Origin of the sequence: Lentisalinibacter orientalis, assembly GCF_040706535.1 — a bacterium.
Taxonomy (GTDB): Bacteria; Pseudomonadota; Gammaproteobacteria; order Steroidobacterales; family Woeseiaceae; genus Lentisalinibacter; species Lentisalinibacter orientalis.
On sequence record NZ_JAPDRJ010000001.1, the window covers coordinates 637,126 to 651,194 of the forward strand.

General features: G+C 69.8%; 11 protein-coding genes. 2 read left to right on the plus strand and 9 right to left on the minus strand.

The features are described from left to right. Positions 1-169 precede the first annotated feature (169 nt). The 4 genes from ACJMK0_RS02785 to ACJMK0_RS02800 all read right to left on the minus strand — a co-directional run bounded on the left by ACJMK0_RS02785 (position 170) and on the right by ACJMK0_RS02800 (position 4,800). Entirely contained in the window at positions 170-1,615 is a 1,446-nt protein-coding gene (locus ACJMK0_RS02785; protein WP_405235287.1) for a bifunctional 2-methylcitrate dehydratase/aconitate hydratase, read from the minus strand. A gap of 12 nt (positions 1,616-1,627) precedes the next feature. Then, a complete protein-coding gene (gene prpC, locus ACJMK0_RS02790; RefSeq protein ID WP_405235289.1) occupies positions 1,628-2,752 on the minus strand; it encodes a bifunctional 2-methylcitrate synthase/citrate synthase in 1,125 nt (374 codons plus the stop codon). A 51-nt stretch (positions 2,753-2,803) separates the two neighbouring features. Next, positions 2,804-3,697: a methylisocitrate lyase gene (gene prpB, locus ACJMK0_RS02795; RefSeq protein WP_405235290.1), complete on the minus strand. Its 894-nt coding sequence runs from the start codon at positions 3,695-3,697 to the stop codon at positions 2,804-2,806. Positions 3,698-3,804: 107 nt separating this feature from the next. Continuing rightward, on the minus strand, positions 3,805-4,800 hold the full coding sequence (locus tag ACJMK0_RS02800; protein WP_405235292.1) for an oxidoreductase: 996 nt from the start codon (positions 4,798-4,800) through the stop codon (positions 3,805-3,807). 249 nt (positions 4,801-5,049) lie between these two features. On the opposite strand from ACJMK0_RS02800, the gene ACJMK0_RS02805 reads away from it, so the two are divergent. After that, on the plus strand, positions 5,050-6,591 hold the full coding sequence (locus tag ACJMK0_RS02805; protein ID WP_405235294.1) for a cryptochrome/photolyase family protein: 1,542 nt from the start codon (positions 5,050-5,052) through the stop codon (positions 6,589-6,591). Positions 6,592-6,618: 27 nt separating this feature from the next. Here ACJMK0_RS02805 and ACJMK0_RS02810 read toward each other — a convergent pair whose 3' ends face one another. Beyond that, positions 6,619-7,236 (minus strand): c-type cytochrome, encoded by a 618-nt coding sequence (locus tag ACJMK0_RS02810; RefSeq protein ID WP_405235296.1) that lies wholly within the window; start codon positions 7,234-7,236, stop codon positions 6,619-6,621. A 168-nt stretch (positions 7,237-7,404) separates the two neighbouring features. Between ACJMK0_RS02810 and ACJMK0_RS02815 the strand changes: the two genes are divergently transcribed. Next, positions 7,405-8,757, plus strand: a complete 1,353-nt coding sequence (locus ACJMK0_RS02815; protein WP_405235298.1) for a DUF945 family protein — start codon at positions 7,405-7,407, stop codon at positions 8,755-8,757. Here the strand turns inward: ACJMK0_RS02815 and ACJMK0_RS02820 are convergent. The 4 genes from ACJMK0_RS02820 to ACJMK0_RS02835 are packed head-to-tail and all read right to left on the minus strand — an operon-like array spanning position 8,720 to position 14,069. Further along, positions 8,720-10,585, minus strand: coding sequence for an ABC transporter ATP-binding protein (locus ACJMK0_RS02820; protein WP_405235300.1), 1,866 nt, complete (start codon positions 10,583-10,585; stop codon positions 8,720-8,722). The two genes, ACJMK0_RS02815 and ACJMK0_RS02820, sit on opposite strands and share 38 nt — an antisense overlap. Beyond that, on the minus strand, positions 10,582-11,451 hold the full coding sequence (locus tag ACJMK0_RS02825) for an ABC transporter permease (RefSeq protein ID WP_405235302.1): 870 nt from the start codon (positions 11,449-11,451) through the stop codon (positions 10,582-10,584). Before ACJMK0_RS02825 ends, ACJMK0_RS02820 begins: the two co-directional genes overlap by 4 nt. Beyond that, on the minus strand, positions 11,448-12,365 hold the full coding sequence (locus ACJMK0_RS02830; RefSeq protein ID WP_405235304.1) for an ABC transporter permease: 918 nt from the start codon (positions 12,363-12,365) through the stop codon (positions 11,448-11,450). The genes ACJMK0_RS02825 and ACJMK0_RS02830 overlap by 4 nt, the downstream gene beginning before the upstream one ends. Before the next feature lie 3 nt (positions 12,366-12,368). Next, positions 12,369-14,069, minus strand: coding sequence for a peptide ABC transporter substrate-binding protein (locus tag ACJMK0_RS02835; protein WP_405235306.1), 1,701 nt, complete (start codon positions 14,067-14,069; stop codon positions 12,369-12,371).

A 14,069-nucleotide genomic window follows, 5' to 3' on the forward strand; every position in this document is an offset into this window, starting at 1 on the left:
CGTGTGTGCGGGCAGCATCCTGCGCGCGTTCCGAAACATTGTCCGGCCGCGCAACGAGACAAGTCAACCGCATGTAGGAGGGGCTTCAGCCCCGATCCCGTAATGGGCACGTAGGAGGGCCTTCAGGCCCGACCTGGCAGAGGATCGGGCCTGAAGGCCCTCCTACATTTTATTTCACCAGCAGGGCGACGAACTCGTCGACCGGGGTGGCGGCCAGCTTGTCCTTGTCGGCGGAGAGTTCGGAAAGCTGTTTCCACTGGTCGCCGGCGAGCTTCTTCTGCAGGCTCTTGCGGAACTTCTGCATCAGCACCGGGATGCCCTCCTCCCGGCGCTTGCGGTGACCGATGGGGTATTCCACCTCCACCCGCTCCGTCTTCGAGCCGTCCTTGAAGAACACCTGCACGGCGTTGCCGATGTAGCGCTTGTCCGGGTCGTAGTAGTCCTTGGTGAACTGCTCGTTCTCGGTGACCACCATCACATCGCGCAGCGCGTCCACCCGCGGGTCGCCTGCCACGTCGTCCTCGTAGTCGGCCGCGGTGAGCCGGCCGAAGATCAGCGGGATGGCGGTCATGTACTGGATGCAGTGGTCCCGGTCGGCCGGGTTGTCGAGAGGGCCGGTCTTGTCGATGATGCGCACGCCCGGCTCCTGGGTCTCGATCACGATCCGCTCGACCTCGTCGACCCGGTCCCTGACCTCCTCGTGCAGCTTCATGCCGGCCTCCACCGCCGTCTGGGCGTGGAACTCGGCCGGGTAGGAGATCTTGAACAGCACGTTCTCCATGACGTAGCTGCCGTAGCCCTGGGGGAAGGTGAACTCCTTGCCCTTGAACAGCACGTCGTAGAAGCCCCAGGTCTTCGCCGACAGGGCGGAGGGATAGCCCATCTCGCCCGTGAGCGCGATCAGCGCGTGGCGCACGGCCCGGCTGGTGGCATCGCCCGCGGCCCAGCTCTTGCGCGAGCCGGTGTTCGGGGCGTGGCGGTAGGTGCGCAGCGCGCCGCCGTCGATCCAGGCGTTGGAGACCGCGTTGATGACCTGCTCGCGGTCGCCGCCGAGCATCTTCGTCACCACCCCGGTGGAGGCGATGCGCACCAGCAGCACGTGGTCCAGGCCCACCCGGTTGAAGCTGTTCTCCAGCGCCAGCACGCCCTGGATCTCGTGGGCCTTGATCATGGCCGTCAGCACGTCGCGCATCACGAGCGGCTTCCTGCCGTCCTTGCGCGCCTGGCGGCTGAGGTAATCGGCCGTGGCGAGGATGCCGCCCAGGTTGTCCGACGGATGGCCCCACTCGGCCGCCAGCCAGGTGTCGTTGAAGTCCAGCCAACGGATCATGGCGCCGATGTTGAAGGCGGCCTGCACCGGGTCCAGCTCGTAATCGGTGCCGGGCACGCGGGCGCCCCCCTTGAGGGTCGCGCCCGGGACGACCGGGCCCAGCAGCTTGGTGCAGGCGGGATAGTCCAGCGCCTGGAAGCCGCAGGCCAGCGTATCCAGCAGGCAGTAGTGGGCGGTCTCGTAGGCGGCATCGCTGTCGATCTCGTAGCCGGTGACGTAATCGGCGATGTCGACCAGGACCCGATCGGGATCAGGCCGCTTGGCGGAGCGGATATCGGCGGACATGGAGGTCTCCTGTCAGTCTCTCTCGTCGATGGGCGTGAACGGCCGCAGATCGGGGCCCACGTAGTCGGCGCCCGGCCGGATCAGCTTGTTGTCGGCGCGCTGCTCCATGATGTGGGCGGCCCAGCCCGTGATGCGCGAGCACACGAAGATGGGGGTGAACAGATAGGTGGGGATGCCCATGAAGTGATAGGCGCTCGCGGAGAAGAAGTCGGCGTTGGCGAACAGCCGCTTCTCGTCCCACATGACCTTCTCGATGGCCTCGGACACGGCGTAGAGATGGGTGTCGCCGGTCTCCTCGGAGAGGCGCTTCGACATCTTCTTGTTCACCGTGTTGCGCGGGTCGGACTCGGTGTACACGCGGTGGCCGAAACCCATGATCTTGTCCTTGCGCTCCAGCATCTGCTTGATGCCGGCGGTGGCCTCCTCCGGCGAGGAGAACTTCTCGATCAGCTCCATGGCCGCCTCGTTGGCGCCGCCGTGCAGCGGGCCGCGCAGCGCGCCGATGGCGCCCGTGACCGCGCTGTGGAAATCCGACAGCGTGGCCGTGATGACCCGGGCCGTGAACGTGGACGCGTTGAATTCGTGCTCGGCATAGAGGATCAGCGAGGTATCCAGCGTCTTCCTGTGCAGTTCGCTCGGCGGCTTGCCGTGCAGCAGGTGCAGGAAGTGGCCGGCCACGCTGTCGTCGTCGGTCTCGGTATCGATCTTCACGCCGTCGGCGTGGAAGCGGTGCCAGTACAGCAGGATCGAGGGCAGTACGGCGACCAGCCGGTCGGCCACGTCCGCCTGGTTGGACACATCGCCCTCGGGCTCCAGATTGCCGAGCATCGACACGCCGGTGCGCAGCACGTCCATGGGATGGGCGCTGCCGGGGATCATCTCCAGAACCGTCTTCAGCTCGTCGGCCAGGCCGCGCAGGCCGCGCAGCTTCTTCACGTAGGCATCCAGCTCGCTGCGGTTCGGCAGCTTGCCGTGCATCAGTAGATGCGCGACCTCCTCGAAGTTCGCGTTGTCGGCGAGGTCGTAGATGTCGTAGCCGCGGTAGGTGAGACCGGCGCCTTCCTTGCCCACCGTGCAGAGTGCCGTCTTGCCCGCCACCACACCGGCGAGACCGCCGGTCTTCTTGTTAGCTGCCATAGTCTTCGGTCCCCGTATCGTTGTGTCGTCGTTCCCGTAACGGCGGGCGCGTCATTTCTTCGCGAGCCCGCTCTCGGCGAACAGCTCGTCGAGTTTTTCCTCGTACTCGTGGTAGCCGAGCACGTCGTAGAGTTCCGCCCGGGTCTGCATGCGCTCCACTGCCGGCTCCTGGGTGCCCTTCGAGCGCAGGGTGCGGTAGACGTGCATGGCGGCCGCGCTCATGGCCCGGAAGGCAGAGAGCGGGTACAGCGCCATCGCCACGCCGGCCTCCCCGAGCTCGTCCGTGGTGAACAGCGGCGTCTTGCCGAATTCGGTCATGTTGGCCAGCACCGGCACGTCGATGGCGGCGGTGAACTGGCGATACTCGTCGAGGGTGGTCAGCGCCTCGGCGAAGATCATGTCAGCGCCGGCCTCCACGTACTGCGCGGCCCGGTCCAGCGCGGCCTGCTGTCCTTCCACGGCGTGGGCGTCGGTGCGGGCCATGATCGCGAAGCGATCGTCGGTGCGCCCGTCCACGGCGGCCTTGATGCGGTCCACCATCTCGCCGGCCTCCACCAGGGCCTTGCCCGGCCGGTGACCGCAGCGCTTCGCCGCCACCTGGTCCTCGATGTGGCAACCGGCGGCGCCGGCCCGGATCAGTTCGCGAATGGTGCGGCCAATCATGAAGGCGCTGCCCCAGCCCGTGTCGGCGTCCACCAGCAGCGGCAGGTCGCTCGCATAGCTGATCCGGCGCACGTCCTCGCACACGTCGTTCAGGGTGGTCATGGCGAGATCCGGCAGGCCGAAGGAGGCGTTGGCCACGCCGGCGCCGGACAGGTAGATGGCACGGAAGCCGGCCTCGCCGGCCAGCAGGGCGCTGTAGGCATTGATGGTGCCGACCACCTGCAGGGGCCGCTCATCCTCCAGCGCCTGCCAGAACCTGGCGCCGGCCGATTCCTTCTGCATCCCGAATTCTCCAGTGCTTCCGATCGATCCCGGGGTCCCGGGCGGGGCGGCGATTCTAAACCAGCGCCGAGCCCTTTCCCAAATAGACCAATTGGACTATTTGGGGACTACGCGCTCCCGATGCGTACGATCGTGCGGCCCGTCACCCGGCCGGCGATGTAGTCGTCGAAAACGCCGGGCAGATCCTCGAAGGCGATCTCCCGGTGGCCGATGTCGTGCAGGTGACGGGGCTTCAGATCCGTGCCGATGCGCTTCCACACGTCGAGCCTCAGGGGCCGCGGCGTGTCCACGGAGTTGATGCCGAGCAGGCAGACGGCACGCAGGATGAACGGCAGCACGGTGGTCTCCAGCTTCGGGCTGGCGGCGAGGCCGATGCTGGCGATGTTCGCGCCGTAGTCGGCGGTGCGGGTGAGCCAGGTCAGCACCTCTCCCCCCAGGCTGTCGACCGCGCCGGCCCAGCGGGCCTTCTCCAGCGGGCGCTTGCCCAGGTCGATGTCGTCGCGCACCAGCACCTCGGCGGCGCCGATGGACTCGAGATAGCCGCGTTCGTCGCCCTTGCCCGTGACCGCCGCCACCTCGTAGCCGCGGCCCGCCAGCATGTCGATGGCGAGGCTGCCCACGCCGCCGGTGGCGCCGGTCACCGCCACCGGCCCGTTCTCCGGCGCCTGGCCGTTCTGCTCCATGCGGTGGATGGCCAGCGCCGCGGTGTAGCCCGCGGTGCCGATCATCATGGCTTCCCGGGCGTCCATGCCCTCGGGGACGGGCACCACCCAGTCGCCTTTCACCCGGGCGTATTCGGCGTAGCCGCCGTCGTGGCTCTCGCCGAGGCCGCAGCCGTTCACCAGCACCGCAGTGCCGACCGGGAAGCGCTCGTCGTCCGAGCTCTCCACCACGCCGGCGAGATCGATACCGCCCACCAGCGGGTAGCGGCGGAGGATGGGGCTCGTGCCCGTCGCCGCCAGCGCGTCCTTGTAATTGATGGTGGACCAGCCGACCTTCACCACCACGTCACCCTCGCCCAGATCGTCGAGGCCGATCTCCTCGAAGCCGGCCGTGATGCCGTCGTCCTGCTTGTCGATGCGGTAGGCCCTGAATCTGTCCATGGTCGCTCCTGGTTGATGAAGGGTGGGTTGATGAAGGGTGGTTGATGGCTGGTGGGTCGGTGGCTGGTGCGGTGATGACCGGGAATGCTCGCTGACGAATCCTGCGGAAAGCCGGAGCGGCACGACGGCTCGCCGCAGGCCCGCGGCCGGGCGGGTATCCGCCTCCTTGCGCAGGCGCTGACCAATTCTACGCCCTCTGTACCGTGCCGCCACCCGGGTTAGAGTGGTGCCGGCTGCAGGGAGAAGGCGATGACGGAGCGAGACTGCCGGGACCTGGTGCTGGTGCTCGGCGACCAGCTGGACGAGCACAATGCCGCCGTCGCCGGAGCCGATCCGGCCCGGGACGTAATCCTGATGGCGGAGACGGCGGGCGAGGCCGCTGCCGTGCCCAGCCACAAGCACCGCATCGCCGTGTTCCTCGCGGCCATGCGCCATTACGCCGCCGGCCTGCGCGAGTCCGGCCGGCGGGTCTGCTACCGGGACATCGACGAGGGCGTGGCGAGCCTGTCCGCCGCCATCGAGGCGGCGGCGGTGCGCTATCGCCCCCGGCGCCTGGTGGCGGTCGAGCCCGGCGAGTGGCGGGTGCGCCATGCGGTGGACACCGTATGCGGCTCGCTCGAGCTGCCCGTGGAATGGCTCGCCGACCGCCATTTCCTCTGTACCCGCGAGGAGTTCGCCGCCTGGGCGGACGGCCGCAAGCGCCTGGTGATGGAGTATTTCTACCGGCACATGCGCCGGCGCCACGACGTGCTGATGGAGGGCGACGAGCCGGCGGGCGGCGAGTGGAACTACGACGCCGACAACCGGGAGGCCTTCGGGCGGGACGGCCCGGGCGACCTCCCCGAACGGGCCGGCTTCGAGCCGGACGCGGTGACCCGCGACGTGCTGGACGCCGTGGAGCGGCATTTCCCCGACCACCCGGGCAGCACGGAGAATTTCCGCTGGCCGGTCACCCGTGGGCAGGCGCGCGAGGCGCTCGCGGCTTTCGTCGCCGACCGCCTGCCGCGGTTCGGCCGCTACCAGGACGCGATGTGGCAGGGCGAGCCGTTCCTGTACCACTCCCTGCTGTCGTCCAGCCTGAACCTGAAGCTGCTCGGCCCCCGGGAGGCGATCGACGCGGCGGTGGATGCCTGGCGGGAGGGCCGGGCGCCGCTGAACGCGGTGGAGGGCTTCGTCCGCCAGATCCTCGGCTGGCGGGAATTCATCCGCGGGGTCTACTGGCTGGAGATGCCGGGCTATCGCTCGCTGAACCACTTCGACCACGAGCAGCCGCTGCCGGATTTCTTCTGGACCGGCGACACACAGATGAACTGCCTGGCGCAGAGCATCGGCGACACGCTGGAGAACGGTTACGCCCATCACATCCAGCGGCTGATGGTGATCGGCAACTTCGCCCTGCTCGCGGGGCTGCGGCCGTCGGAGGTCTGCGACTGGTACCTCGCCGTCTACGTGGACGCGGTGGAGTGGGTGGAGCTGCCCAACACCCTCGGCATGGCCCTGCACGGGGACGGCGGCATCGTCGGCTCCAAGCCCTACGCGGCGGGCGGCGCGTACATCCGGCGGATGAGCAACTACTGCAGCGGCTGCCGTTACGACCCGGGCAAGCGCACCGGCGAGAACGCCTGCCCCTACACGCTGCTGTACTGGGACTTCCTCGCGCGCAACCGGGAACGGCTGCGGCAGACGGGCCGCATGAACATGATCCTGAAGAACCTGGACCGCTGGAGCGACGAGGAACTGGCGGCAATCCGCGGGCAGGCGCGGGATTTTCGCCGTTCCCTGTCCGGCTAGCCGCCCCGGCCCGTCGCCATCCGGTGTCTAGTCCTCGATGGTGGTGAACAGGCCCTTCTGCTCGGCGAAATACTCCGACAGCGCGCGGATGTCCTGCGGCGTGAGCGCGGTGACGATGCCCGCCATGACCGCATTCACCCGGGTGCCGTCCTTGTACTGTTCCAGCGAGTGGGCGAGATAGCTCTCGTGCTGCCCGGCCAGGTTCGGCCACTCCGGCGACTGGCTGATGCCGTTGCCGCTGTGGCAGGCCACGCAGGTGGAGAGCTTCTCGGGCGCACCCTCCGGCGCGGTCGGCTGCGGCTCGGCGTTGGCCTCGCCCCAGGTGGCGAAGTATGCGGCGATGTCCTGCATGTCCTGCTCGGACAGCGAACTCGCCTGGGCCTTCATGGTGTCGTGGGGCCGCTCGCCGGCCTTGTAGGCCTTCAGCGACGCCACGATGTACTGCGGGTGCTGACCGCCCAGCTTCGGCACGCGGAAAGAGGGATACGCATTGCGGTAACCCTCGATGCCGTGGCAGCCGAGGCAGGTATAGGCGAGCGCCTCGCCCCGCTCCGCATCGCCTGCGGCGCCGGCGGTGAAGGGGACGGACAGGGGGAGCAGGGCTGCGGCGAGCAGGGCCGCACGCTTGAAGGTCAGTGTGAGCACGCTGATACCCGTGTTTTGGCTGAGGGTCGGAACAAGGCCGCTATGGTAGTGAGTGTCATCGCCGATTTCTAGCGAATATCCGTCCACCTGTCGGGCGCCGGGTGCACCGCCTGGGCCGTGCGGGCGCTGTGATAGCATCGGCAGCCTCCCGTGGTGCCCGGAGCGGCCGTGAAGAAATTCCTGTTCTTCCTCGTACTCGGACTCTTCGCGGTGCTGCTGGCGGCGCCGTGGTTCCTGGGCTCGTTCACCGAGCGCACGCTTGAGAAGCGGCTGGATGCAGGCGCGGACAGCCGGCCCGGCATGGCTATCGTGACCGAGGAATACCGCCGCCGCTGGTTCTCCAGCGACAGCCGCCACCGCATCGTCATCACCGACCCCCGGACCACCGAGGCCCTGCGCGAACTGGCCGGCGGCGAGGTGTTCGCCGACGAACCCGCCATCGTGATCGACACGCGCATAGAGCACGGGCCGCTGCCACGCGGCGCCGACGCGCCGTTCCGGCCGGGGCTGTCCCGGGCGGTGTCCACGTTCAGCCTGGACGCCGGCAGCGACCGGGCTGCGGTGCCGCTGCCCGGCCGGCTGGTGACGAGCATGGCGCTGGACGGCAGCACGCACGCGGAGTTCCGCCTGCAGGCCGGCTCCCGGGAACTGCCGGAGGCCGACGGGCGCATCAGCTGGGAGGCGGCGAGCCTCGATGCCGACATCAGCGCCGACGGGCGGCGCATCCACACCCGCGGGCGCATCGGCGGTTTTGAGCTCGTGGCCCGGGACGGAGCCGGCGGCGGCACCGCGCGCGTGCGCATCGCCGACATCGAGGGCGACAGCGTGCAGCGCTACAGCGCCAACGGCCTGCCGGTGGGCCCGACCGCCGTGACCATCGGCTCGGTTTCCGTCACCGAAGACGACGCGGGCGTCACCCTGCAGGACATCCGGCTCACCTCCGACGGCGAGGTGGTGGACGAACTCCTCTCCGGCACCACCGAACTGCGGGTGGGCCGCATCGAGGGCGGCGGCCCGGGCCCGGTCTCCCTCACCCTGGAGCTGGCGGTGCAGAACTTCCACGAGCCCAGCCTGGCGGCGCTCTCCGAGACCATCCAGACGCTCGAGGGCGCGGGTTCGCAGATACCGCCCGGGGAAGCGTACCGTCTCATGGAGCCGGCGCTCGCCCGGCTGGTGACGGAAGGTCCGGTGATCGATCTGCGCAAGCTCGGCATCGCGCTGCCGGACGGGGAGTTGCGGCTGACGAGCTACCTCGCCCTGGCCGCCGGCGGCGATACCGGCCCGCGGCTGGAAGCCCGGGAGCTGCTGGAACGGCTGACCGGGACCGTGGAGCTGCGCATCCCGGTCAGCGTGGTGGAGCAGGTGCGCAGCATCGCCCCCGAGGCCGCCGAGCAGCTGGAGATGCTGATCGCGGCCGGCCTGCTGCGCCCCGACGGCGGGGACTACCGCATGCAGGCCGAATACGGCAACGGCCTGCTGACCGTCAACGGTCTCCCGCTGCCGGTTCCCCTGGCTTGGTGACAGGCCTGGTAAGGGGCGTGGCAAGGGAGAGGTCGAGCTCTTCCGCGCGGTGACAGGCGACCTCGCCGCCCCCCACTGAGCGCAGCGGCGGTTCCTCCGCCGCACATCGCTCCACGGCCCAGGGACAGCGGGTGCGGTAGGCGCAGCCCGCCGGCGGATTCCAGGGCACCGGCAGGTCCCGGGCCGCCGGCGGCGGCGCCCGGCGGCGCTCCACGGCGGGGTCCGGCACCGGCACGGCATCGAGCAGCGTTCGGGTGTAGGGGTGGCGGGGCCGCGCGTAGAGCTCGCCGGCCCGGTTGCGCTCCACGATCCGGCCGAGATACATCACCATCACCCGATGGCTGACCCGCCGCACCACGGCGAGGTCGTGGGCGATGAACAGGATGCCCAGGCCCATCTCCTGCTGCAGCGACAGCAGCAGGTCGATGATGCCGGCCTGCACCGAGACGTCGAGGGCGCTGACGGCCTCGTCGCAGATCAAGAGCCGCGGCCGGGTGATGAGCGCCCGCGCGATACCGGCCCGCTGGCACTGGCCGCCGGAGAGTTCGTGGGGATAGCGGGACAGGGTCTCGGGCCCGAGGCCCACGCGCTCGAGCATGGCCTCCACCCGCTCCCGCCGCTCGGCCCGGCGCAGGCCGCGCTCGTGCACGGTCAGCGGCTCGGCCACGATCTCGCCGATGGGCATGCGCGGGTCCAGCGAACCCAGCGGGTCCTGGAACACCAGCTGCAGATCCCGGCGCACGGCCCGCATCTGCGCACGGTCCAGCCGGTCCAGCGGCCTTCCCAGCAGCGCCACCGTGCCCTCGGTGGCCGGCAGCAGCCGCAGCACGGCCCGCGCCAGGCTCGACTTACCGCAGCCGGACTCGCCGACCACGCCCAGGGTCTCCGCCGGCGCCAGCGTCAGGTCCGCATCCTCGACGGCCCGGAAGTACTCCCGGCGCGCGAGCAGCCGCTGGCGTGGCAGCGGGAAGCGCACGCTCAGGCCCCGCACCTCCAGCAGCGGATCGGCGCCGTCGGCCGCCAGCGCGGTGCGCAGCGGCGTGCGTTCGTCGAGCCGCGGCACCGCCGCCAGCAGCTTGCGGGTGTAGGGGTCGCGGGGACTGGCGAAGATGTCCGCCGTGGCGCCTTCCTCCCGGCGCTCGCCGTCCTGCATCACGATGACCTGGTCGCAGTTGCCGGCCACCACGCCGAGGTCGTGGGTGATCAGGATCAGGGCGGTGCCGAAGGCATCCCGCAGCTCGCGCAGCAGGGCCAGGATGCTCGCCTGCACGGTGACGTCCAGCGCGGTGGTGGGCTCGTCGGCGATCAGCACCTCGGGCCGGCACAGCAGCGCACCCGCAATCATCACCCGCTGGCGCATGCCGCCGGAGAACTCGTGCGGATAGCTCGACAGCCGCCGGCCCGCCGCGGGCAAGCGCACCGCATCGAGCATCTGCTCGACCTCTTTCAGCGATTCCTTGTAGGAACGGCCGCGGTGTTCCATCAGCACCCGGGCCAGCTGCCGCCCGACGGTGACGTGCGGATTCAGGGAGGTCATGGGGTCCTGGAACACCATGGCGATGCGCCGCCCGCGAATGCGGTTCATCTCGGCCGCCGGCCGGTTCAGGATTTCCTCGCCGTCGAGCTTCACGCTGCCCTGGGCGCGGCCGTTCTCCGCCAGCAGGCCCATGATGGCGAGCACCGACTGGCTCTTGCCCGAGCCGGACTCGCCGACGATGCCCAGCGTCTCCCGGGCGTCCAGCCGGAAGCGCAGGTCGCGTACCGCCGCCACCGTGCCGGCGGCGGTCTCGAAGGTGACGTCCAGGTTGGTGACGGAGAGCACGCTCATCGGGGCCGGTCCCTGGGGTCCAGCGCGTCGCGCAGGCCGTCGCCGAGGAAGTTGAAGCAGAACAGGGTGGTCGCCAGAAACAGGCCCGGGAAGACCAGCATCCAGGGCGCGGTCTCCATCAGACGGGAACCCTGCTGCACCAGCGAGCCCCAGGAACTCATGGGCTCCTGCACGCCGAGGCCGAGGAAGCTCAGGAACGACTCCACCAGAATCACCTGGGGGATGGTCAGCGTGGCGTACACCACCACCACGCCGAGCAGGTTCGGCACGATGTGGCGGCGCAGGATGGAGAAGGTGGAAACGCCCGTTGCCTCGGCCGCCTCCACGAACTCCTGCTGGCGCAGGCTGAGCGTCTGGCCGCGCACGATGCGGGCCATGTCCAGCCAGTTCACCGCGCCGATGGCGACGAAGATCAGCAGGATGTTGCGGCCGAACACCACCATCAGCAGGATCACGAAGAACATGAACGGCATCGCATACAGGATGTCGACCACGCGCATCATCAGGTGATCGATGCGACCGCCCAGGTAGCCGGCAACGGCCCCCCAGGCGACGCCGATCAGCAGGCTGACGGCCGTGGCCACCACGCCGACCGCCAGCGAGATGCGCCCGCCGGTCAGCGTGCGCACGAACAGGTCGCGCCCCAGGTCGTCGGTGCCGAACAGGTGGCCGCCGCTCAGCGAGGGCGGCGCGAGGATGCGGTCGAAGTCGGTCTCGTAATAGTCGTGGGGGCTCAGCCAGGGACCGGCGATGACCAGCACCACGATCAGGCCGAGCAGGCAGGCCGAGACCACGGCCGCCCGGTTGCGGCCGAGCGCGGCGAGCGCGTGGCGGCCGAGTCCGCCCGGCACGGCGGCGGCAGTCATCGGTAACGCACCCGCGGGTCGAGCAGGCCGTAGAGGAGATCGACCACGAAGTTGAACAGCACGATGAGCATGCCGTAGAAGACGACGACGCCCATCACCAGCGTGTAGTCCCGGTTCAGTGCGCCCTGGACGAAGAAGCGGCCGAGTCCCGGCAGGTTGAAGATCTGCTCGATGACTACCGAACCGGTGAGGATGGCCGCCGTGGCCGGCCCCAGGTAGGAGACTACCGGCAGCAGCGTCGGCTTCAGTGCGTGCTGCAGTACGATGCTGCGCTCGGACAGCCCCTGCGCACGGGCGGTGCGGATATACGGGCTCTTCAGCACGTCGATCATGCTGGCCCGGGTCAGCCGCGCGATGTAGGCGAGCTGGGGCAGCGCGAGCGCGATCACCGGCAGCACGTAATGGGCGGGCGAGGCGAGATCGCCGGCCGGCAGCCAGCGCAGCACGACGGCGAACACCAGCACCAGCACCGGCGCCACGACGAAGTTCGGCACCGATATGCCGGTCATCGACAGCGCCATCACCACGTGATCGGCGAGCCGGTTCTGGCGCAGCGCGGCCAGCGTGCCGGCGGCGATGCCCAGCACCACCGCCAGCAGCATGGCGAGGCCGCCGATCTTCAGCGAGACCGGGAAGCCGTCGGCGATGAGCTCGCTCACGTCCGACTGCCGGTAGCGGTAGGAGGGGCCGAGGTCGCCCTGCAGCAGACCGCCGAGATAACGCAGGAATTGCTGCGGCAGCGGCTCGTCCAGGTGATAGGCCTCGGCCAGGCGCTGCTCCATCGCCGGGCTGAGGCGGCGCTCGGTATCGAAGGGGCCGCCGGGCGCGGCGCGCACCAGCACGAAGGCCAGCGCCACCACCAGCAGCAGCGTCGGGATGGCGCTCGCGAGCCGCGTCAGCGCATAGCGCAGCAAGGGTCAGTCTCCGGGGTCCGGGGCGTCGGGTTCGTTCTCGCGCAGGCGGAGATAACGGGAGTAGTGATAGTCGAGGGGATTATCCACCCATCCGCGCACCCGCGGGTGCACCAGGTGCTTGCTCACGTAGAAGAAGAGCGGCAGGACGGGATGGTCGGCCAGCAGCACTTTCTCGGCGTTCGCGAACAGGGAGGCGCGCTCCTCCCCGCCCTGCTCGCGCATGGCGGCCGCCACGAGCGAGTCGTAGGCCGGGTTGGCGTAGCCGAACTGGTTGGCGCTGCTGCCCGAGGTCAGCACCGAGAGGAAGTTGCCCGCGTCGTCGTAGTCGGCGATCCAGCTGCCGCGGAACATGCCCGGCACGTCGCCGCGGCGGGTCTCGGCGATCATCACCCGGAACTCCTGGTTGACCAGCTCGGCCTCGGCGCCGAGCACTTCGCGCCACATGGACTGCAGCGCGGCGGCGATGCGCCGGTTCTCGTCGCTGGTGTTGTAACGCAGCCGGAAAGACAGCGGGCGGTCCGGGCCGTAGCCCGCCTCCCGGTAGAGGCGCCGCGCCTCTTCCGCCCGGGCCTCCGCGCCGGTCTGCGCATAGCCGAAACGGGGCGGCGTATAGTCCTGCACGGAAGGCGGCACCCAGCTCCAGGCTGGCCGCTCGCCGCGGCCCATGACCGACTCGGCGAGGCGCTCCCGGTCGATGGCGAGCGACAGGGCCTTGCGGAGGCCGGGCGCATCGGCGAAAGGCGGCTCGTTCAGGTTGAACCCCACGTAGTAGACGCCGAGATAGGGCGCCACCCGCAGCTCGCCGGGGCGCTCGATGCCCACGTCGGCGAACACCGGCGCCGGCACCCGGGCGGTGACGTCCAGCTCGCCGGCCCGGTAGCGGTTGTACTCGGCGCTCTCGTCTTCCAGCGGGTAGTAACGCACCCGCTCGATCGGCACGGACACGGGGTCCCGGTAGAACCCGTTCTTCGCCAGGCCGATGTGCCCGCCGATGATCCGCTCCACCAGCCGGTAGGGGCCGTTACTGACCAGGCGCTCCGGCGCGGGATAGTCGTCGCCCCATTGCTCTATCGAGGGACGGTGCACCGGTGCCGCGCTGGGGTGGGCGAGCCGGTGCAGGAGGTCGCCCAGCGGGTGCGTCAGGCGGATCACCAGCGTGCGGGCATCCGGCGCCTCCACCCCGAGTGTGTCCGGGGCGGCCTCGCCGGCCAGGATGGCCTCGGCGCCGGCGAGCGGCGCCAGGTTGCTGGCATAGAACGCGCCCGTGGCCGGGTCCACCAGGCGGCGGAAACTCCAGACAAAATCGTCCGCCGTCAGGGGATCGCCGTTCGACCACTTGAGGCCCTCGCGCAGGCGAAAGGTCCAGGTGAGGCCCTCGTCGGCGGTTTCCCAGCCGGACGCCGCCCCCGCCTGCAGGCTGCCGTCCGGCCCCAGGGTCAGCAGTCCCTCGAACAGGTCTCCCAGCACCTTGGTGGCGGGGACGCTGCGGGCGAGATGGGGGTCCAGCGATTCCGGCTCGGCCGAGATGGCGCGGCGGAGGAAGTCCGGGCCCTGGTCAGCGGCCCGGTCCGCGGTCTTCCGCGCGGCCTCCTGCATGCCCTGGCGCGACGCATCGCCCGACCTCTCGCCGGCCGTGTCGCCGGACCCGCCGCAGGCAACCAGCAGCAATGCCGCCGCTGCCACCATGGCTCTCTTTCCATTCAT